Source organism: Burkholderia sp. RF7-non_BP4, from assembly GCF_001521935.1.
GTDB lineage: Bacteria > Pseudomonadota > Gammaproteobacteria > Burkholderiales > Burkholderiaceae > Burkholderia > Burkholderia diffusa.
In genome coordinates this window covers 110,804-130,209 of sequence record NZ_LOTA01000001.1, presented here as the reverse complement: position 1 = coordinate 130,209, position 19,406 = coordinate 110,804, and the positions used below count along the sequence as shown (strand labels likewise).

17 protein-coding genes are annotated in these 19,406 nt (G+C 65.0%); 16 read left to right on the top strand and 1 reads right to left on the bottom strand.

From position 1 onward, the window contains the following. The first annotated feature begins 65 nt into the window (after nt 1–65). The 5 genes from carA to WS49_RS00475 all read left to right on the top strand — a co-directional run bounded on the left by carA (nt 66) and on the right by WS49_RS00475 (nt 6,290). Nucleotides 66–1,211 carry a glutamine-hydrolyzing carbamoyl-phosphate synthase small subunit gene (carA, locus tag WS49_RS00495; RefSeq protein WP_059523474.1) on the top strand — a complete coding sequence of 382 codons (1,146 nt, stop codon included), beginning with the start codon at nt 66–68 and terminating at the stop codon, nt 1,209–1,211. 37 nt (nt 1,212–1,248) lie between these two features. Further along, entirely contained in the window at nt 1,249–1,908 is a 660-nt protein-coding gene (gene leuE, locus WS49_RS00490) for a leucine efflux protein LeuE (protein ID WP_059523472.1), read from the top strand. 59 nt (nt 1,909–1,967) lie between these two features. Beyond that, nucleotides 1,968–5,222, top strand: a complete 3,255-nt coding sequence (gene carB / locus WS49_RS00485; RefSeq protein WP_059523470.1) for a carbamoyl-phosphate synthase large subunit — start codon at nt 1,968–1,970, stop codon at nt 5,220–5,222. A 118-nt stretch (nt 5,223–5,340) separates the two neighbouring features. Continuing rightward, nucleotides 5,341–5,817, top strand: coding sequence for a transcription elongation factor GreA (gene greA / locus WS49_RS00480; protein ID WP_021163362.1), 477 nt, complete (start codon nt 5,341–5,343; stop codon nt 5,815–5,817). A 14-nt stretch (nt 5,818–5,831) separates the two neighbouring features. After that, the gene (locus WS49_RS00475) at nt 5,832–6,290 is read left to right on the top strand and encodes a DUF4149 domain-containing protein (protein ID WP_059523468.1); all 459 of its coding nucleotides are present in this window, start codon (nt 5,832–5,834) and stop codon (nt 6,288–6,290) included. 58 nt (nt 6,291–6,348) lie between these two features. Here WS49_RS00475 and WS49_RS00470 read toward each other — a convergent pair whose 3' ends face one another. Then, nucleotides 6,349–6,876, bottom strand: coding sequence for a YhbY family RNA-binding protein (locus tag WS49_RS00470; RefSeq protein WP_059523466.1), 528 nt, complete (start codon nt 6,874–6,876; stop codon nt 6,349–6,351). 193 nt (nt 6,877–7,069) lie between these two features. Here WS49_RS00470 and WS49_RS00465 point away from each other — a divergent pair, with 193 nt between their 5' ends. The 11 genes from WS49_RS00465 to phoR all read left to right on the top strand — a co-directional run bounded on the left by WS49_RS00465 (nt 7,070) and on the right by phoR (nt 19,313). After that, entirely contained in the window at nt 7,070–7,732 is a 663-nt protein-coding gene (locus tag WS49_RS00465) for an RlmE family RNA methyltransferase (RefSeq protein ID WP_059523464.1), read from the top strand. Nucleotides 7,733–7,898: 166 nt separating this feature from the next. Further along, the gene (ftsH, locus tag WS49_RS00460) at nt 7,899–9,794 is read left to right on the top strand and encodes an ATP-dependent zinc metalloprotease FtsH (protein WP_059465595.1); all 1,896 of its coding nucleotides are present in this window, start codon (nt 7,899–7,901) and stop codon (nt 9,792–9,794) included. 76 nt (nt 9,795–9,870) lie between these two features. After that, nucleotides 9,871–10,764: a dihydropteroate synthase gene (gene folP / locus WS49_RS00455; protein ID WP_156437262.1), complete on the top strand. Its 894-nt coding sequence runs from the start codon at nt 9,871–9,873 to the stop codon at nt 10,762–10,764. A 36-nt stretch (nt 10,765–10,800) separates the two neighbouring features. Next, nucleotides 10,801–12,156, top strand: a complete 1,356-nt coding sequence (glmM, locus tag WS49_RS00450) for a phosphoglucosamine mutase (RefSeq protein ID WP_059523459.1) — start codon at nt 10,801–10,803, stop codon at nt 12,154–12,156. A gap of 458 nt (nt 12,157–12,614) precedes the next feature. After that, nucleotides 12,615–13,649: a phosphate ABC transporter substrate-binding protein PstS gene (gene pstS / locus WS49_RS00445; protein WP_059523450.1), complete on the top strand. Its 1,035-nt coding sequence runs from the start codon at nt 12,615–12,617 to the stop codon at nt 13,647–13,649. 94 nt (nt 13,650–13,743) lie between these two features. Beyond that, on the top strand, nt 13,744–14,727 hold the full coding sequence (pstC, locus tag WS49_RS00440) for a phosphate ABC transporter permease PstC (protein WP_059523448.1): 984 nt from the start codon (nt 13,744–13,746) through the stop codon (nt 14,725–14,727). Then, entirely contained in the window at nt 14,724–15,617 is an 894-nt protein-coding gene (gene pstA / locus WS49_RS00435) for a phosphate ABC transporter permease PstA (protein WP_059523446.1), read from the top strand. The genes pstC and pstA overlap by 4 nt, the downstream gene beginning before the upstream one ends. A 15-nt stretch (nt 15,618–15,632) precedes the next feature. Beyond that, nucleotides 15,633–16,481: a phosphate ABC transporter ATP-binding protein PstB gene (pstB, locus tag WS49_RS00430; RefSeq protein ID WP_059523444.1), complete on the top strand. Its 849-nt coding sequence runs from the start codon at nt 15,633–15,635 to the stop codon at nt 16,479–16,481. Between the two features lie 18 nt (nt 16,482–16,499). Continuing rightward, nucleotides 16,500–17,204, top strand: coding sequence for a phosphate signaling complex protein PhoU (phoU, locus tag WS49_RS00425; RefSeq protein ID WP_059523442.1), 705 nt, complete (start codon nt 16,500–16,502; stop codon nt 17,202–17,204). A gap of 30 nt (nt 17,205–17,234) precedes the next feature. Further along, entirely contained in the window at nt 17,235–17,936 is a 702-nt protein-coding gene (gene phoB / locus WS49_RS00420) for a phosphate regulon transcriptional regulator PhoB (protein WP_006750313.1), read from the top strand. 57 nt (nt 17,937–17,993) lie between these two features. After that, nucleotides 17,994–19,313: a phosphate regulon sensor histidine kinase PhoR gene (gene phoR, locus WS49_RS00415; RefSeq protein ID WP_059523440.1), complete on the top strand. Its 1,320-nt coding sequence runs from the start codon at nt 17,994–17,996 to the stop codon at nt 19,311–19,313. The last annotated feature ends 93 nt before the right edge of the window (nt 19,314–19,406 follow it).

Sequence of the window (19,406 nt, the reverse complement as noted above, 5' to 3'; positions counted from 1 at the left end):
GCAGCGCGGCGCTCGCGCGGCAGGGTAAACAGGTCGGCAGCAGGGTGTTCCCCAAGGAGCCTCCCGTGTTGCCGTCTTTTTCTCCCGCCTTGCTTGCACTCGCCGACGGCACGGTCTTTCGTGGTTATTCGATCGGGGCCGAAGGCCACACGATCGGTGAAGTCGTGTTCAACACCGCGATTACCGGCTATCAGGAAATCCTGACTGATCCGAGCTACGCGCGTCAGATCGTCACGCTCACCTACCCGCATATCGGCAACGTCGGCGTCAACGCCGAAGACGTCGAAGCCACGAAAGTCCATGCCGCCGGCCTGATCATCCGTGATCTGCCGACGCTCGCATCGAATTTCCGCATGGACCGCACGCTCGGCGACTACCTGCGCGACGAAGGCGTCGTCGCGATCGCCGGCATCGATACCCGCAAGCTGACCCGCATCCTGCGCGACAAGGGCGCGCAGAACGGCTGCATCCTGGCCGGCTCGAACGACGAGGCGAAGGCGATCGAACTCGCGCGCTCGTTCCCGGGCCTCGCGGGCATGGATCTCGCGAAGGTCGTGTCGACCACGAAGCCGTTCGAGTGGAAGCAGACCGAATGGCGCCTCGGCAGCGGCTACGGCATGCAGGAAGCGCCGAAGTACCGCGTCGTCGCGTACGACTTCGGCGTCAAGTACAACATCCTGCGCATGCTCGCGGAGCGCGGCTGCCACGTGACGGTGCTGCCGGCCGAGGCGAGCGCGGCCGACGCGCTGGCACTGAATCCGGACGGCATCTTCCTGTCGAACGGCCCCGGCGATCCGGAGCCGTGCGACTACGCGATCGCGGCGGCCAAGGAATTCATCGAGCGCGGCGTGCCGACCTTCGGCATCTGCCTCGGCCACCAGATCATGGGCCTCGCGGTCGGCGCGAAGACGCTGAAGATGAAGACGGGTCACCACGGCGCGAACCACCCGGTGAAGGATCTCGGCGACGGTCGCGTGGTGATCACGTCGCAGAACCACGGTTTCGCGGTCGACGCGGATTCGCTGCCGGCCAACGCGCGCGTGACGCACGTGTCGCTGTTCGACGGCACGCTGCAGGGCTTCGAGCTGACCGACAAGCCGGCATTCTGCTTCCAGGGCCACCCGGAAGCGTCGCCCGGCCCGCACGACATCGCGTATCTGTTCGACCGTTTCACCGCACTGATGGACGCGGCGAAGCAGCGCAACGCCTGACGCAACTGAAGCAACCGAAGAACGGGAGATTCGCATCATGTTCGGCCACGCACTCGGCATCACGGATATCTGGACCTACGTGTTCGGCGTGATCTTCATCATCCTGCTGCCGGGGCCGAACTCGATGTACGTGCTGTCGCTCGCGGCGCAGCGCGGCGTGAAGGCCGGATATCGCGCGGCCTGCGGCGTGTTCCTCGGCGACACGGTGCTGATGGTGCTGTCCGCCGCGGGCGTCGCGTCGCTGCTGAAGGCGAACCCGCTGCTGTTCTCCGTCGTCAAGTACGGCGGTGCCGCGTACCTGCTGTACATCGGTGCCGGGATGCTGCGCGGCGCGTGGCGAAAGCTGCGCGCGCGCGCCGATGCGCCGGCCGATGCACCGCGTGCGGTCGACGGCGAGCGGCCGTTCCGCAAGGCGCTGATCGTGAGCCTCCTGAATCCGAAGGCGATCCTGTTCTTCATCTCGTTCTTCATCCAGTTCGTCGACCCGGCGTTCCCGCATCCCGCGCTGTCGTTCGTCGTGCTCGGGGCGATCGCGCAATGCGCGAGCTTCCTGTATCTGAGCACGCTGATCTTCGCGGGCGCGCGGCTCGCCGAGCATTTCCGCCGCCGCCGCAAGCTCGCGGCGGGCGCGGCGAGCAGCGTGGGCGGCCTGTTCATCGGTTTCTCGGTGAAGCTCGCGCTCGCCACCATGAGCTGAGCGCAGCCGCCGATCCGCGACAACGCCACGACAAAGATTACTTACTGAATTCACAAGCCATGCCAAAACGCACAGACATCAAAAGCATCCTCATCATCGGCGCCGGCCCGATCATCATCGGCCAGGCTTGCGAGTTCGACTATTCGGGCGCGCAGGCTTGCAAGGCGCTGCGTGAAGAGGGCTACAAGGTCGTCCTCGTGAACAGCAACCCGGCGACGATCATGACCGACCCGAACACGGCCGACGTCACCTACATCGAGCCGATCACGTGGGAAGTCGTCGCACGCATCATCGAGAAGGAGCGCCCGGACGCGATCCTGCCGACGATGGGCGGCCAGACCGCGCTGAACTGCGCGCTCGACCTGCACCACCACGGCGTGCTCGAGAAGTTCGGCGTCGAGCTGATCGGCGCGTCGCCGGAAGCGATCGACAAGGCGGAAGACCGCCAGAAGTTCAAGGAAGCGATGACCAAGATCGGTCTCGGCTCCGCGAAGTCGGGCATCGCACACTCGATGGAAGAAGCGACCCAGGTGCATGCCGAGATCATGGCCGGCACCGGCGGCAGCGGCTATCCGGTCGTGATCCGTCCGTCGTTCACGCTCGGCGGCTCGGGCGGCGGCATTGCGTACAACCGCGAAGAGTTTGAAGAGATCTGCAAGCGCGGTCTCGACCTGTCGCCCACGCGCGAGTTGCTGATCGAAGAGTCGCTGCTCGGCTGGAAGGAATACGAGATGGAAGTCGTGCGCGACCGCGCCGACAACTGCATCATCGTGTGCTCGATCGAAAACCTCGACCCGATGGGCGTGCACACCGGCGACTCGATCACGGTCGCGCCGGCGCAGACGCTCACCGACAAGGAATACCAGATCCTGCGTAACGCATCGCTCGCGGTGCTGCGCGAGATCGGCGTCGACACCGGCGGCTCGAACGTGCAGTTCTCGATCAATCCGAAGGACGGCCGCATGGTCGTCATCGAGATGAATCCGCGCGTGTCGCGTTCGTCGGCGCTCGCATCGAAGGCGACCGGCTTCCCGATCGCGAAGGTCGCGGCGAAGCTGGCGGTCGGCTACACGCTCGACGAGCTGAAGAACGAAATCACCGGCGGCCAGACGCCGGCATCGTTCGAGCCGACGATCGACTACGTCGTCACGAAGATCCCGCGTTTCGCGTTCGAGAAGTTCCGCGAAGCCGATTCGCGCCTGACCACGCAGATGAAGTCGGTCGGCGAAGTGATGGCGATCGGCCGTACGTTCCAGGAATCGTTCCAGAAGGCGCTGCGCGGCCTCGAAGTCGGCGTCGACGGTCTCGACGAGAAGTCGACCGACCGCGACGAGATCGCGATCGAGATCCACGAGCCGGGCCCGGACCGCATCTGGTACGTCGGCGATGCATTCCGCATCGGCATGACGGCCGAGGAAATCTTCGCGGAAACCGCGATCGACCCGTGGTTCCTCGAGCAGATCGAGCAGATCATCCTGAAGGAAAAGGCGCTCGCGGGCCGCACGCTCGCGTCGCTGACGTTCGACGAGCTGCGCTTCCTGAAGCAGAGCGGCTTCTCCGACCGCCGGCTCGCGAAGCTGCTCGGCGCGACGCCGGAAGACGTCCGCCGCCGCCGCGTCGAACTGAACGTGCGTCCGGTCTACAAGCGCGTCGATACCTGCGCGGCCGAATTCGCGACCAAGACGGCCTACATGTACTCGACCTACGAGGAAGAGTGCGAGGCGCAGCCGACCACCAACAAGAAGATCATGGTGCTGGGCGGCGGCCCGAACCGGATCGGCCAGGGCATCGAGTTCGACTACTGCTGCGTGCACGCGGCGCTCGCGATGCGCGAGGACGGCTACGAAACGATCATGGTCAACTGCAACCCGGAAACGGTGTCGACCGACTATGACACGTCCGACCGCCTGTACTTCGAGCCGCTGACGCTGGAAGACGTGCTCGAGATCGTCGACAAGGAAAAGCCGGTCGGCGTGATCGTCCAGTACGGCGGCCAGACGCCGCTGAAGCTCGCGCTCGACCTCGAGGCGCACGGCGTGCCGATCGTCGGCACGTCGCCGGACATGATCGACGCGGCCGAAGACCGCGAACGCTTCCAGAAGTTGCTGCAGGACCTCGGCCTGCGCCAGCCGCCGAACCGCACCGCACGCGCCGAAGAAGAAGCGCTCGCACTGGCGGCCGAAATCGGCTACCCGCTCGTCGTGCGCCCGTCGTACGTGCTGGGTGGCCGCGCGATGGAAATCGTCCATGAGCCGCGCGACCTCGAACGCTACATGCGCGAAGCCGTGAAGGTGTCGAACGATTCGCCGGTGCTGCTCGACCGCTTCCTGAATGACGCGATCGAATGCGACGTCGACTGCATCTGCGACGGCGAGTCGGTGTTCATCGGCGGCGTGATGGAGCACATCGAGCAGGCGGGCGTCCACTCGGGCGACTCGGCATGCTCGCTGCCGCCGTACTCGCTGTCGAAAGAAACGGTTGTCGAACTGAAGCGCCAGACGGGCGCGATGGCGAAGGCGCTGAACGTGGTCGGCCTGATGAACGTGCAGTTCGCGATCCAGCAGGTGCCGCAGGCGGACGGTTCGAAGCAGGACATCATCTACGTGCTCGAAGTGAACCCGCGCGCATCGCGCACGGTGCCGTACGTGTCGAAGGCGACCAGCCTGCCGCTCGCGAAGATCGCGGCGCGCGCGATGGTCGGCCAGAAGCTCGCGCAGCAGGGCGTGACGAAGGAAGTCGAGCCGCCGTACTTCAGCGTGAAGGAAGCGGTGTTCCCGTTCGTCAAGTTCCCGACCGTCGATCCGGTCCTCGGGCCTGAAATGCGTTCGACCGGCGAAGTGATGGGTGTCGGCCAGACGTTCGGCGAGGCGCTGTTCAAGTCGCAGCTCGCGGCGGGTTCGCGCCTGCCGGAGTCGGGCACGGTGCTGCTGACCGTGATGGACGCCGACAAGCCGAAGGCGGTCGAAGTCGCGCGCATGCTGCACGACCTCGGCTACCCGATCGTCGCGACCAAGGGCACGGCTGCCGCGATCGAAGCGGCCGGCGTGCCGGTGAAGGTCGTCAACAAGGTGAAGGACGGCCGTCCGCACATCGTCGACATGATCAAGAATGGCGAGATCGCACTCGTGTTCACGACGGTCGACGAGACGCGTCAGGCGATCGCCGATTCGCGTTCGATCCGCATGAGCGCGCAGGCGCACAAGGTCACGTACTACACGACGATGTCGGGCGCGCGCGCGGCCGTCGAAGGCTTGCGCTACCTGAAGGATCTGGAAGTCTATGATTTACAAGGTCTTCATGCTCGCCTAAACTAAGCGTTCAGTTACCTGTCGAAGCAACACGTGCCGCGATTAAGCGGTGTTTCCGGTTCGCCGGAAATGCGCTTAATCGCGGTGATTTTTTTTATAGCCGTTTTTAGCGATTGAGCCGTTTATGAGCACCATTCCGTTGACAAAGCGTGGCGCAGAGCAACTGCGCGATGAATTGCAGCGCCTCAAGTCCGTCGAGCGGCCGGCCGTGATCAACGCGATCGCGGAGGCCCGCGCACAGGGCGATCTGTCCGAAAACGCCGAATACGACGCTGCGAAAGAAAAGCAGGGCTTCATCGAGGGTCGCATCGCGGAAATCGAATCGAAGCTTTCGGCCGCGCAGGTCATCGATCCCACCGTGCTCGACGCCGAAGGCCGCGTGGTCTTCGCATCGACGGTCGAACTCGAGGATCTCGAGTCCGGCGATACCGTCAAGTACCAGATCGTCGGCGACGACGAAGCCGACATCGATCACGGCCTGATCTCGGTCAGCTCGCCGATCGCACGCGCGCTGATCGGCAAGTCCGAAGGCGACGTCGCGGCCGTGCAGGCGCCGAGCGGCGTGCGCGAATACGAAATCATCTCGGTCAGCTACATCTGAAGCGGGGCGACGTGATGCCGCATCGCGTGTTCCGTCTGCTGTCGGCCGTGTGGGTCGGCAGCCTGCTGACGATCGGGTATGCGGTCGCGCCCGTGCTGTTCAAGACGCTGGAGCGGATGACGGCCGGCTCGGTCGCCGCCCAGTTGTTTCGCATCGAGGCGATCCTCGGTGTCGTATGCGGCGTGTTGCTGCTCGCGCTGTCGAACCAGCAGGTGCGGCGCGGCAGCGGCGATTACCGGCGCGTGCGCTGGATCGTCGCGGCGATGGTCGCGTGCGTGCTGGTCGGGTATTTTGCGCTGCAGCCGTTCATGAACGCGCTGCGGGTGGCCGCGATGGAGGCGGGCACCGATATCGCGAACTCGCCGTATGCGAGCCGCTTCGGGATGCTGCACGGCGTTTCGAGCCTGTTCTATCTCGTCGAGAGCGTGCTGGGGCTGATGCTGATCTGGCGTTTGCCGGCGCGAGACGCCTGAACGGCGTGTGCGCCGCACCGGCAGGGCGACACGGGGTGCCCCGTGCCGCGCGGCAGGATTACTTGCCTTGGTGCGGCCGCTTCGTGCTGGCCTGACGCTTTTTCGCACGCTTCACGGTGCCGCCCGCCGTCACGCGCTCGTTGCCGCGCACCGTGACCTTTACCGGCCTCGGACGGCGCACGGGGCTCGCGTTCGGCGACACCTTGACGACCTTGACGGTGCGCGGCGCACGGCCTTTCTTGTCGTCGACGGCTTCGGCCGCGCTCGGCAGCGCGCCGGCACGACGGCCGCGGGCCGGGGCCGCCACGGCAGCCTCGGGCTTCCAGATCACCAGCAGCTTGCCGATGTGCTGGATCGGCGCCGCATTCAGGCGGTCGCAGATCTCGTCGTAAATGGCGACGCGCTCGTCGCGCTCGTCACCGAATACACGAATCTTGATCAACTGGTGCGCGGCAAGGTGCACCTTGATTTCCTTCAGCACGGCGTCGGTCAGCCCGTCGGCGCCGATCAGCACGACGGGCTTGAGCGCATGGGCCTGGGAGCGCAGCGCGGAGCGCTCGGCGGGGGAAAGCGAAAGGGCGGGCATGGAAATGTCGAAATCTAAATAGGGGCGCGCTGCATCAGAAGCGAATCGCGGGAAGTTACCGCATCAGCCGCGCGCCGAAACCACGTAAAATCGCGGCTTGGGCCCGGAAGGGGCCGCAGCCGCGCGAAGAAGACGCGTATTATCCGCCAAAAGCACGGCTTCACGAAGCAAATAGCAGCAATCTCTCTCTCGAATGGCAAAAAACCGCTTTAACCAGCACTGGCTGCACGACCACATCAACGACCCGTACGTCAAAATGGCGCAGCGGGAGGGCTATCGCGCGCGTGCCGCGTACAAGCTGAAGGAAATCGACGAGCAGGACAAGCTGATCCGTCCGGGCCAGGTGATCGTCGATCTCGGCGCGACGCCGGGCAGCTGGAGCCAGTATGCCCGCAACAAGCTCGCGCAGGGCAAGAAGCGTGACGCGGAGCGCGAAGGCGGCATCGACGGCACGATCGTCGCGCTCGACATCCTGCCGATGGAACCGATCGCCGACGTCCACTTCCTCCAGGGCGACTTCCGCGAGGACGAGGTCCTTCACCGGCTCGAGGAAGTGCTCGAAGGCCGCTCGGTGGACCTTGTTATTTCGGACATGGCCCCCAACCTCTCGGGCGTGGCCTCGGCGGACGCGGCGCGCATCGAGCATCTGTGCGATCTGGCGCTCGAATTTGCGCAGAATCATCTGAAGCCGGAAGGTGCGCTGCTCGTGAAGTGTTTCCACGGCAGCGGCTACAGCCAGATCGTCGAAAAGTTCAAACAGCAGTTTAAGATCGTCGCGCCGCGCAAGCCGAAGGCGTCCCGCGACAAATCGTCCGAAACGTTCATTTTGGGCCGGCAACTGAAGCATCCGCGGTGACGCGGGGCGCGGTGCCGCAAACGGGCTCCGGCCCTTGCCAGACAAGCGAAGCGCTATCGCGACGGTTGTCAATGCTTATGGCAGGGGTGGTCGGACTGGATTAGAATGACCGAGGAGCGCCGCAAGGAAAATGTAGGCGCTCGTCTACGAGTGAAGGAGTGGTGCTTTGAACAACAATATGTTTTCGAAGGCAGCAGTGTGGCTGGTGATCGCACTGGTGCTGTTTACGGTGTTCAAGCAGTTCGACAAGCCCCGCGTCCAGGAAGGTGTGTCCTATTCGCAGTTCATGGACGACGCCAAGAACGGCAAGGTCAAGAACGTCATCGTGCAGGGGCGCAACCTCACCGTCACTCCGGCTGATGGCCAGAAATACCAGATCGTGTCGCCCGGCGACATCTGGATGGTCGGCGATCTGATGAAGTACGGCGTGCAGGTCAGCGGCAAGGCCGATGACGAGCCGAACGCGCTGATGTCCGCGTTGTACTACCTCGGGCCGACGATCCTGATCATCGTGTTCTGGTTCTACATGATGAGGCAGATGCAGGGAGGCGGCAAAGGCGGCGCATTTTCGTTCGGGAAATCGCGTGCGCGGCTGATCGACGAGAACAACAACGCGGTGAACTTCTCCGACGTCGCGGGCTGCGACGAAGCGAAGGAAGAAGTGTCCGAGCTCGTCGACTTCCTGCGCGACCCGCAGAAATTCCAGAAGCTGGGCGGTCGCATTCCGCGCGGCGTGCTGCTCGTCGGCCCTCCGGGTACCGGCAAGACGCTGCTCGCCCGCGCGATCGCCGGTGAAGCGAAGGTGCCGTTCTTCAGCATCTCGGGTTCCGACTTCGTCGAAATGTTCGTCGGCGTCGGCGCGGCCCGTGTGCGCGACATGTTCGAGCAGGCGAAGAAGCACGCACCGTGCATCGTGTTCATCGACGAAATCGACGCGGTCGGCCGTCATCGTGGCGCCGGCATGGGCGGCGGCAACGACGAGCGCGAGCAGACGCTGAACCAGATGCTGGTCGAGATGGACGGCTTCGAAGCGAACTCGGGCGTGATCGTGATCGCCGCGACCAACCGTTCCGACGTGCTCGACAAGGCGCTGCTGCGTCCGGGCCGTTTCGACCGTCAGGTCTATGTCGGCCTGCCGGACATCCGCGGCCGCGAGCAGATCATGCGCGTGCACCTGCGCAAGGTGCCGATCGCGAACGACGTCGACGCAGCGGTCATCGCGCGCGGCACGCCGGGCTTCTCGGGCGCCGATCTCGCGAACCTCGTGAACGAAGCGGCGCTGTTCGCCGCCCGCCGCGGCAAGCGCATCGTCGAGATGCAGGATTTCGAGGACGCGAAGGACAAGATCTTCATGGGTCCGGAGCGCAAGTCGGCGGTGATTCGCGAAGAAGCGAAGCGTGCGACGGCTTACCACGAGTCGGGCCACGCGGTGATCGCGAAGCTGCTGCCGAAGGCCGACCCGGTGCACAAGGTCACGATCATCCCGCGCGGTCGCGCGCTGGGTGTCACGTGGCAGCTGCCGGAGCATGACAACGAGACGTACTCGAAGGACTACCTGCTCGACCGCCTGGCGATCCTGTTCGGCGGCCGCGTGGCCGAGGAGCTGTTCCTGAACCTGATCAGCACCGGCGCGTCGGACGACTTCAACAAGGCGACGCAGACTGCGCGTGCGATGGTGGCGCGTTTCGGCATGACCGACGCGCTCGGACCGATGGTCTACGTCGACGACGAGAACGACAGCGGCCCGTTCGGCCGCGGCTTCACCCGCACGATCTCGGAAGCGACGCAGCAGAAGGTCGATGGCGAAATCCGCCGCGTGCTCGACGAGCAGTACGGCCTTGCGCGCCGCCTGCTCGAAGAGAACCGCGACAAGGTCGAGGCGATGACGGCCGCGCTGATGGAGTGGGAGACGATCGACGCCGATCAGATCAACGACATCATGGAAGGGCGCCCGCCGCGCTCGCCGAAGAGCTCGCCGGCCGTTGGCGGCGATTCCTCGGGTGGCGGCACGGCCGCCGAAGTGAAGCCCGGCAACGCGCCGGCGCCTGCTTCGCCGGCCTGACCTCCGCCGTAGCACCGTTCACGGGCTGGTGTGGCTTCACACCGGCCCGTTTTGCATTCATCAACACCTCCCGCCCGTGCCCGAATCCGCAGTTTCAGCCTCCATTCCCGCGCCGCTCCAGTGCGGCCGTTTCTCGCTGACGTTCGAACGCCCGCTCGTGATGGGCATTCTCAACGCCACCCCCGATTCGTTTTCCGACGGCGGCCGCTTCCTCGCGCGCGACGATGCGCTGCGCCAGGCCGAGCGGATGATCGCCGAAGGCGTCGACCTGATCGACATCGGCGGCGAGTCGACGCGTCCCGGTGCGCCGCCCGTGCCGCTCGACGAGGAACTCGCGCGCGTGATCCCGCTCGTCGAAGCGCTGCGGCCGCTGAACGTGCCGCTGTCGATCGACACCTACAAGCCTGCCGTGATGCGTGCGGCGCTCGCTGCCGGCGCGGATATGATCAACGACATCTGGGGGTTCCGCCAGCCGGGGGCGATCGACGCGGTGCGTGAAGGCAACAGCGGGCTGTGCGCGATGCACATGCTCGGCGAGCCGCAGACGATGCAGGTGGGCGAGCCCGACTACGGCGACGTCGTGACCGACGTGCGCGACTTTCTCGCAGCACGCGCGCAGGCGCTGCGCGACGCGGGCGTCGCGGCGGAACGGATCTGCGTCGATCCCGGGTTTGGATTCGGCAAGGCGGTGGTCGACGACAACTACGCGCTGCTGGCCGCGTTGCCGGACACGGCGCCCGCGCGGCCCGACGGGCGCGCATATCCGATTCTCGCGGGCATGTCGCGCAAGTCGATGCTCGGCGCGGTGATCGGCGGCAAGCCGCCGATCGAACGCGTCGCGGCGAGCGTCGCGGCAGCATTGTGCGCAGTCGGGCGCGGCGCGGCGATCGTGCGTGTGCACGACGTCGCGGCGACGGTCGATGCGCTGAAGGTCTGGAACGCCGTGCGCGAAGCCGCGCGGCAACGATAAGTCAGAAGTCAGAAAGACGAAGGAGGAAGGTTCGCCATGGGACGTCGATATTTCGGCACGGACGGCATTCGCGGCACGGTGGGCGAGGCGCCCATCACGCCTGATTTCGTGTTGCGTCTCGGCTATGCGGCCGGCAAGGTGCTGGCCGGTGCGGCCGACGTCGCGGCGGGTGCGCGTCCGACGGTGCTGATCGGCAAGGACACGCGCGTGTCGGGCTACATGCTCGAGGCCGCGCTCGAGGCCGGTTTTTCGGCGGCTGGCGTGGACGTGATGCTGGCAGGCCCGATGCCGACGCCGGGCGTCGCGTACCTGACGCGCGCGCTGCGCCTGTCGGCCGGTGTCGTGATCAGCGCATCGCACAACCCGTATCAGGACAACGGGATCAAGTTCTTCTCCGCCGACGGCAACAAGCTGCCGGACGATACCGAGGCCGAGATCGAAGCATGGCTCGACAAGCCGCTCGAATGCGCGTCGTCGGACCGGCTCGGCAAGGCGCGTCGCCTCGACGATGCGGCCGGTCGCTACATCGAGTTCTGCAAGAGCACGTTCCCGGCCGCATACGACCTGCGCGGGCTGAAGCTCGTGATCGACTGCGCCCACGGCGCCGCGTATCAGATCGCGCCGCACGTATTCCACGAACTCGGCGCGGACGTCATCCCGATCGGTGTCGCGCCGAACGGCTTCAACATCAACGACGGTGTCGGCGCAACGGCGCCCGACGCACTGGTGCGTGCGGTGCGGGCGAACCATGCGGACCTCGGCATCGCGCTCGACGGCGATGCGGACCGCCTGCAGGTCGTGGATGCGACGGGCCGGCTGTACAACGGCGACGAATTGCTCTACGTGCTCGTGAAGGACCGGATTGCGACCGCCGGCAAGGTCGACGGCGCGGTCGGCACGCTGATGACGAACCTCGCGGTCGAGGTCGCGCTGCAGCGCGAGGGCGTGCAGTTCGTGCGGGCGGCCGTCGGCGACCGCTACGTGCTCGAACAGTTGCGCGAGCGCGGCTGGCAGCTCGGTGCGGAAGGCTCGGGCCACATCCTGTCGCTCGACCGCCATTCGACCGGCGACGGCATTGTGTCGGCGCTGCTCGTGCTGGCCGCGCTCAAGCGCAGCGGCCGCACGCTTGCGCAGATGCTGGACGGCGTCACGCTGTTCCCGCAGAAGCTGATCAACGTGCGGATGAAGCCGGGGGCCGACTGGAAGGGCAGCGCATCGATTCGCGCGGCGATCGACGCAGCCGAAAGCGCGCTCGCCGGCCGCGGCCGTGTGCTGATCCGCGCATCGGGCACCGAGCCCGTGCTGCGCGTGATGGTCGAGGCGCAGCATGCGGCCGACGCGACCCGTCACGCGGAAGCGATCGCCGACGCGGTGCGCGCGGCGACGAGCTGAGCCGAATCGGTGACGGCGCGCGACGGTCCGGTGCCGTGCGCGCGCCGCCTTCCCAGTGATTCGACAAGCGGCGCCTTCGGGCGCCGCAATTCGTCAGACGCAAAGGTTTGCGCTATTAAATAGAGAATGACGTCGGCGCGGGTTTCGTCTGACGCAAGAAAACATCCGACCCTGAATCGTGATGACCGCCGCAAAGGGTTTTTCCTGCCCCATGTGCGGTGAACACGATTCGCTCCGGACCTCGCATCGGCGGGTACCGAACAGCCCTTCCTGACCGGCAATTCTTGCCGTCATTTCCCGCCGCGCTGCCCCTGCGCGGCCGCCCGCACAGGGCCCGATACACCCTTTCAACCAGTCATGTTACTGTCACGCCAGTTTCATTGATTGTCACATTATCGTCATGAGGAGCCCCTAACCTTCGCGGTGCCGTAGTCATCCGCTCACACACTGGAGGTCTCATGAAATTGATGCAAACCGCGATTGCCGGCCTGGCTGGCGCGCTTTTCGCAGTCGCCGCGCAAGCTGCCGACATCACGGGCGCAGGCAGCACGTTCGCGATGCCGATTTATACGAAATGGGCTGCCGACTACCAGCAGGCCGGCGGCGCGAAGGTGAACTACCAGGGTATCGGTTCGTCGGGCGGCCTCAAGCAGATCAACGCGAAGACGGTCGATTTTGCCGGTTCGGACGCTCCGCTGAAGGACGAAGAACTCGCGAAGGAAGGCCTGTTCCAGTTCCCGACGGTGGTCGGCGGCGTGGTGCCGGTCGTCAACGTGCCGGGTGTGAAGGCCGGCGAACTGACGCTGTCGGGCCCGGTGCTCGGCGACATCTACCTCGGCAAGATCAAGAAGTGGAACGACCCGGCGATCGCCGCGCTGAACCCGAAGGTCAAGCTGCCGGATACGGACATCGCGGTCGTTCGTCGTGCTGACGGCTCGGGCACGAGCTTCATCTGGACGAACTACCTGTCGAAGGTCAACGACGAGTGGAAGTCGAAGATCGGCGAAGGCACGACGGTCAACTGGCCGACGGGCACGGGCGGCAAGGGCAACGACGGCGTCGCGGCCTTCGTGCAGCGCCTGCCGGGCGCAATCGGCTACGTCGAGTGGGCGTATGCCAAGAAGAACAACATGACCTACACGGCCCTGAAGAACTCGACGGGCACGGTGGTCGAGCCGAAGACCGAAACGTTCAAGGCCGCTGCTGCCGGCGCGAACTGGTCGAAGTCGTTCTACCAGATCCTGACGAACCAGCCGGGCAAGGACGCATGGCCGGTCGTCGGCGCGACGTTCGTGCTGCTGCACGCGAAGCAGGACAAGCCGGAGCAGGGCGCCGAAACGCTGAAGTTCTTCAGCTGGGCGTTCAAGAACGGCGAGAAGGCAGCCGACAGCCTCGACTACATCTCGCTGCCGGCGACGGTCGAGACGGAAATCCGCAAGCAGTGGAAGACGAAGGTGACGGACGCATCGGGCAAGCCGGTCGCCACGGAGTAAGCAATCCAGCGGTTCGCTGCCCGGCCGTGCCGGCCGGGCAGTGTGTGCGGTAAGGCCGGGCGTCACGGCGCCCGGCGATCCAGAACAGGCGCCCATGTCTGATATTTCCTACACGTCTTCCCGGTCCGATGCCGCGCAGCAACGCGCGCCGAGCCGTCTCGGAGACGTTCTGTTCGGCGGCCTCGCACGGCTGGCCGCGATCGTGACCCTGCTGCTGCTGGGCGGGATCATCGTTTCCCTGATCATTGCGTCGATGCCGACCATCCAGAAGTTCGGCATCGGCTTCTTGTTGCAAACCGAGTGGGATCCGAACTCGGATATTTACGGCGCGGTCGTGCCGATCTACGGCACGATCGTGACGTCGCTCATCGCGCTCGTCATCGCGGTGCCCGTCAGCTTCGGCATCGCACTGTTCCTCACCGAATTGTCGCCCGTATGGCTGCGTCGCCCGCTCGGCATCGCGATCGAGCTGCTCGCCGCGATTCCGTCGATCGTGTACGGCATGTGGGGCCTGCTCGTGTTCGCGCCGATCTTCGCCGAATACTTCCAGAAGCCGATCGGCCGTCTCTTCAAGGACGTGTGGGTGCTCGGCCCGCTGACGTCGGGCCCGCCGATCGGCATCGGCATTCTCGCGGCCGGCGTGATCCTCGCGATCATGATCATCCCGTACATCGCGTCGGTGATGCGCGACGTGTTCGAAGTCACGCCCGTGCTGCTGAAGGAATCGGCTTACGGGATCGGCTGCACGACGTGGGAAGTGATGTGGAAAGTCGTGCTGCCCTACACGAAGACCGGCGTGATCGGCGGCGTGATGCTCGGCCTCGGCCGCGCGCTCGGCGAAACGATGGCCGTGACCTTCGTGATCGGCAACACCAACCTGCTCGACAGCGTGTCGCTGTTCGCGCCGGGCAACAGCATCACGTCGGCGCTCGCGAACGAATTCGCGGAAGCGCAACCGGGCCTGCATACGTCCGCGCTGATGGAACTGGGCCTGATCCTGTTCGTGATCACGTTCATCGTGCTGTCCATCTCCAAACTGCTGCTGCTTCGTCTCGAGAAGGGAGAGGGCAAGAAATGAGCGAGCCCGTCATGAATTTCCCGGGGCCGAATGGCGCCGCGCTCGACGCGATGCGCAACCGCCTGCAGCGCAAGCGCAAGCTGACCAACGCGATCGCGCTGACCGCGTCGCTCGCCGCAATGGCGTTCGGCCTGTTGTGGCTCGTGTGGATTCTCTACACCACGGTGCATCTCGGCGTCGGCGGTCTGTCGCTGCAGCTGTTCATCGAATCGACGCCGGCACCGAACACGGAAGGCGGCGGCCTGGCGAACGCGATCGTCGGCAGCCTGCTGCTGTGCGGTTTCGGCACGCTGGTCGGCACGCCGATCGGCATCCTCGCGGGCGTCTATCTTGCCGAATACGGCCAGAAGAACCTGCTGGCGAGCACGATCCGCTTCATCAACGACATCCTGCTGTCGGCGCCGTCGATCGTCATCGGGCTGTTCGTCTACGCGATCGTCGTCGCGAAGTCGGGGCGCTTCTCGGGCTGGGCCGGCGTGATCGCGCTGGCGCTGCTGCAGATTCCGATCGTGATCCGCACGACCGAGAACATGCTGAAGCTCGTGCCGAACGCGCTGCGCGAAGCAGCCGTCGCGCTCGGCACGCCGAAGTGGCGGATGGTGTTGAAGATCACGCTGCGCGCGTCGGTCGGCGGGATCGTGACGGGCGTGCTGCTCGCGGTCGCGCGGATCGCCGGCGAAACGGCGCCGCTGCTGTTCACCGCGCTGTCGAACCAGTTCTTCTCATGGGACATGAGCCAGCCGATGGCGAACCTGCCCGTCACGATCTACAAGTTCGCGATGAGCCCGTTCGCCGAATGGCAGTCGCTCGCATGGGCGGGCGTGTTCCTGATCACGCTCGGGGTGCTCGGACTCAACATCCTGGCGCGTTCGATCTTCTCGAAAAAGTAACGGCGGAGCAATCCGATGAATATGGCAGAAAGCCACCTGAATCCCGTCGAGCGCACCGCTGCGCCCGCCGGCACGCAAGATGCGGCACATGGCCGTCCGCTGGCGCCGCTGAACGCGAAGATCGAGGTCAACAACCTCAACTTCTTCTACAACAAGTTCCACGCGCTGAAGAACATCAACCTGCGCATTCCCGAAGGGAAGGTGACGGCGTTCATCGGTCCGTCGGGTTGCGGCAAGTCGACGCTCCTGCGCACGTTCAACAAGATGTACGCGCTCTATCCGGAGCAGCGCGCCGAGGGCGAAATCCTGATGGACGGCGAGAACCTGCTGACCACCAAGCGCGACATCTCGCTGCTGCGCGCGCGGATCGGCATGGTGTTCCAGAAGCCGACCCCGTTCCCGATGTCGATCTACGACAACATCGCGTTCGGCGTGAAGATGTTCGAGAAGCTCACGCGCTCGGAGATGGACGATCGCGTCGAGTGGGCGCTGACGAAGGCCGCGCTGTGGAACGAAGTGAAGGACAAGCTGAACCAGAGCGGCTACGGGCTGTCCGGCGGCCAGCAACAGCGTCTGTGCATCGCGCGCGGTATCGCGATCCGTCCGGAAGTGCTGCTGCTCGACGAGCCGTGCTCGGCGCTCGACCCGATCTCGACGGGCCGCATCGAGGAGCTGATCGCGGAGCTGAAGAGCGACTACACGGTCGTGATCGTCACGCACAACATGCAGCAGGCCGCGCGCTGCTCGGACTACACGGCCTACATGTACCTGGGTGAGCTGATCGAATTCGGCGAAACCGAAAAGATCTTCATCAAGCCGGTGCGCAAGGAAACGGAAGACTACATCACCGGCCGTTTCGGCTGATGACGGAGAATCACAACCATGTCGGATAAACATCTGTCGAGCCAGTTCGACGCGGACCTGAATGCCGTGTCGTCGAAAGTGCTGGAAATGGGCGGGCTCGTCGAGTCGCAGATCGTCGGCGCGATGCATGCGCTGAACGAATTCGACCGCGAGACGGCCGAGAAGGTGATCGCGGCCGAGGAAACTCTGAACGCGATGGAAGTCGACATCGACCAGGAGTGCGGCAACATCATCGCGCGGAGGCAGCCGGCCGCGCGCGACCTGCGTCTTCTGATGTCGATTTCGAAAACGATTACGAATCTTGAGCGCGCCGGCGACGAGGCCGAGAAGATCGCGAAGCGCGTGCGCCGCCTGATCGACGAGCCGGCCGCGCGTGCGGTGAACATCGCCGAGATCAAGGTGTCGGGCGAGATGGCCGTGACGATCCTGCGCCGCGCGCTCGACGCGTTCGCGCGCCTCGATACGGTCGCGGCCGCGCAGATCGTCAAGGACGACAAGGAAATCGACCTCGAATTCCGCGCGTTCGTGCGCAAGCTCGTGTCGTACATGCAGGAAGACCCGCGCACGATCTCGGTCGGCCTCGAGTACCTGTTCATCGCGAAGGCGATCGAACGGATCGGCGACCACGCGAAGAACATCGCCGAATTCATCATCTACATCGTGAAGGGCACCGACGTGCGGCACCAGCCGCGCGACACGCTCGATCGCGAAGCCAACAGTTAATCGACTCCGTAAGGAAGAACAGAGGTGCCGATGCCCAGCAACATTCTCGTCGTCGAAGATGAGCCCGCGATTTCCGAACTGATCTCGGTGAATCTCCAGCATGCCGGTCACTGCCCGATCCGCGCGTACAACGCCGAGCAGGCGCAGAACCTGATCAGCGACGTGCTGCCCGATCTCGTGCTGCTCGACTGGATGCTGCCGGGCAAGTCCGGCATTGCGTTCGCGCGCGACCTGCGCAACAACGAACGGACCAAGCACATCCCGATCATCATGCTGACCGCGCGCGGCGACGAGCAGGACAAGGTGCTCGGCCTTGAGATCGGCGCGGACGACTACGTGACGAAGCCGTTCTCGCCGAAGGAACTGATGGCGCGCATCAAGGCCGTGCTGCGCCGCCGCGCGCCGCAGCTGACCGAGGACGTCGTGTCGATCAACGGGCTGCGCCTCGATCCGGCCACGCATCGGGTCGCCGCGCACGGCGACGGCAGCGAGATCAAGCTCGATCTCGGCCCGACCGAATTCCGCCTGCTGCATTTCTTCATGACGCATCCGGAGCGCGTGCACAGCCGCACGCAATTGCTCGACCAGGTCTGGGGCGATCACGTGTTCGTCGAGGAGCGCACCGTCGACGTCCATATCAAACGATTGCGCGCGGCCTTGAAACCGGCCGGTTGCGATGCGATGATCGAGACCGTGCGCGGCAGCGGCTACCGGCTCGCCAAGCACGCGTAACGTATCCGGACATGCCGTGTGCCACGGCATGCCGTTCATTCTTTCGGGCGCTGAATCATGAACATCATCTGGGCGCGCTTTCTCGTGTCGCTCGTGCTGCTCGTGCTGATCAGCGTATTGGTCGGCGTGTTCGCCGGCCCGATCGCGGGCCTTGGGTTCGCGGTCGTGATGCTGGTCGCGCAGGGCTTCTTCAGCACCTTCCATACGCAACGCCTGTGGCGTCTGCTCGATGCGCCCGTCTACGGCGAGGTGCCGAGCGCACCGGGCATCTGGGGTGAAATCTACTACCGGCTGCACAAGCTCGCGAAGCAGTGGCATGCGCAGGTGCGGCAGGTCGAGCAGCAGCATTCGCGCTTCATCCAGGCGATCCAGGCGTCGCCGAACGGCGTCGCGATGCTCGACGACCATGACCAGATCGAGTGGTGCAACGCGATCGCCGAGGTGCATTTCGGCCTCGACGCGAAGCGCGACCTGCGGCAGCACATCACGAATCTGGTTCGTCATCCTGATTTCGTCCGCTACCTGAACGCGCAGCATTACGACGAGACGCTCGTGATGCGCGGGATGGGCGACTCGCGGCAGAACGTGCTCGAAGTGCAGGTGTTTCCGTACGGCGAGAACCGCAAGCTGCTGCTCACGCAGGACATCACGGAGCTCGAGCGGACCGACGCGATGCGGCGCGACTTCGTCGCGAACGTGTCGCACGAACTGAAGACGCCGCTCACCGTGCTGTCGGGCTTCCTCGAGACGATGCGCGAACTGCCGCTGAACGAGGAGGATCGCGCGCGCTATCTCGAGATGATGGAGCAGCAGGCGTCGCGGATGCGGCACATCGTCACCGATCTGCTGGTGCTCGCGAAGCTCGAGGGCGAAAGCAAGCCGCCGATGGATCACGCGATCGACATGCGTGCCGTGTTCGACCATCTGAAGGAAGATGCGCAGACGCTGTCGAACGGGCATCACGAAATCACGTTCACGATCGACGAGACGCTCGGCGTCACGGGCGCGCAGACCGAAGTGTTCAGTGCGTTCGCGAATCTCGTGACCAACGCGATCCGCTATACGCCGGATGGCGGCAAGATCCTCGTGTCGTGGCGGCGCGAGGGCGCGCAAGGCGTGTTTTCCGTCACCGACAGCGGCTTCGGCATCCCGGCGGCCGACCTGCCGCGGCTGACCGAACGCTTCTATCGTGTCGACCGCAGCCGCTCGCGCGATACGGGCGGCACGGGGCTCGGCCTCGCGATCGTCAAGCACGTGCTGCAGCGGCATGACTCGCACCTGTACGTGCAGAGCGAGGAAGGGCGCGGCAGCACGTTCACCGCACGCTTCCCGGCGTCGCGGATCATCGCGATCCGGCCGGCGACGTTCGAAGCGTGAGCGCATGACGCGAATCGGGCGCCTCACGCAGGCATCCCGCCGCAAATAAAAAAGCACAGCCCTCGGGCTGTGCTTTTTCGTTTGGTGAAGCGG

Excerpts from the sequence above, each read along its gene's own strand:
- leuE (WP_059523472.1), top strand. The coding sequence starts at position 1,249 with ATGTTCGGCCACGCACTCGGCATCACGGATATCTGGACCTACGTGTTC.
- carB (WP_059523470.1), top strand. The coding sequence starts at position 1,968 with ATGCCAAAACGCACAGACATCAAAAGCATCCTCATCATCGGCGCCGGC.
- greA (WP_021163362.1), top strand. The coding sequence starts at position 5,341 with ATGAGCACCATTCCGTTGACAAAGCGTGGCGCAGAGCAACTGCGCGAT.
- WS49_RS00475 (WP_059523468.1), top strand. The coding sequence starts at position 5,832 with ATGCCGCATCGCGTGTTCCGTCTGCTGTCGGCCGTGTGGGTCGGCAGC.
- WS49_RS00470 (WP_059523466.1), bottom strand. The coding sequence starts at position 6,876 with ATGCCCGCCCTTTCGCTTTCCCCCGCCGAGCGCTCCGCGCTGCGCTCC.
- WS49_RS00465 (WP_059523464.1), top strand. The coding sequence starts at position 7,070 with ATGGCAAAAAACCGCTTTAACCAGCACTGGCTGCACGACCACATCAAC.
- glmM (WP_059523459.1), top strand. The coding sequence starts at position 10,801 with ATGGGACGTCGATATTTCGGCACGGACGGCATTCGCGGCACGGTGGGC.
- pstS (WP_059523450.1), top strand. The coding sequence starts at position 12,615 with ATGAAATTGATGCAAACCGCGATTGCCGGCCTGGCTGGCGCGCTTTTC.
- pstC (WP_059523448.1), top strand. The coding sequence starts at position 13,744 with ATGTCTGATATTTCCTACACGTCTTCCCGGTCCGATGCCGCGCAGCAA.
- pstA (WP_059523446.1), top strand. The coding sequence starts at position 14,724 with ATGAGCGAGCCCGTCATGAATTTCCCGGGGCCGAATGGCGCCGCGCTC.
- pstB (WP_059523444.1), top strand. The coding sequence starts at position 15,633 with ATGAATATGGCAGAAAGCCACCTGAATCCCGTCGAGCGCACCGCTGCG.
- phoU (WP_059523442.1), top strand. The coding sequence starts at position 16,500 with ATGTCGGATAAACATCTGTCGAGCCAGTTCGACGCGGACCTGAATGCC.
- phoB (WP_006750313.1), top strand. The coding sequence starts at position 17,235 with ATGCCCAGCAACATTCTCGTCGTCGAAGATGAGCCCGCGATTTCCGAA.
- phoR (WP_059523440.1), top strand. The coding sequence starts at position 17,994 with ATGAACATCATCTGGGCGCGCTTTCTCGTGTCGCTCGTGCTGCTCGTG.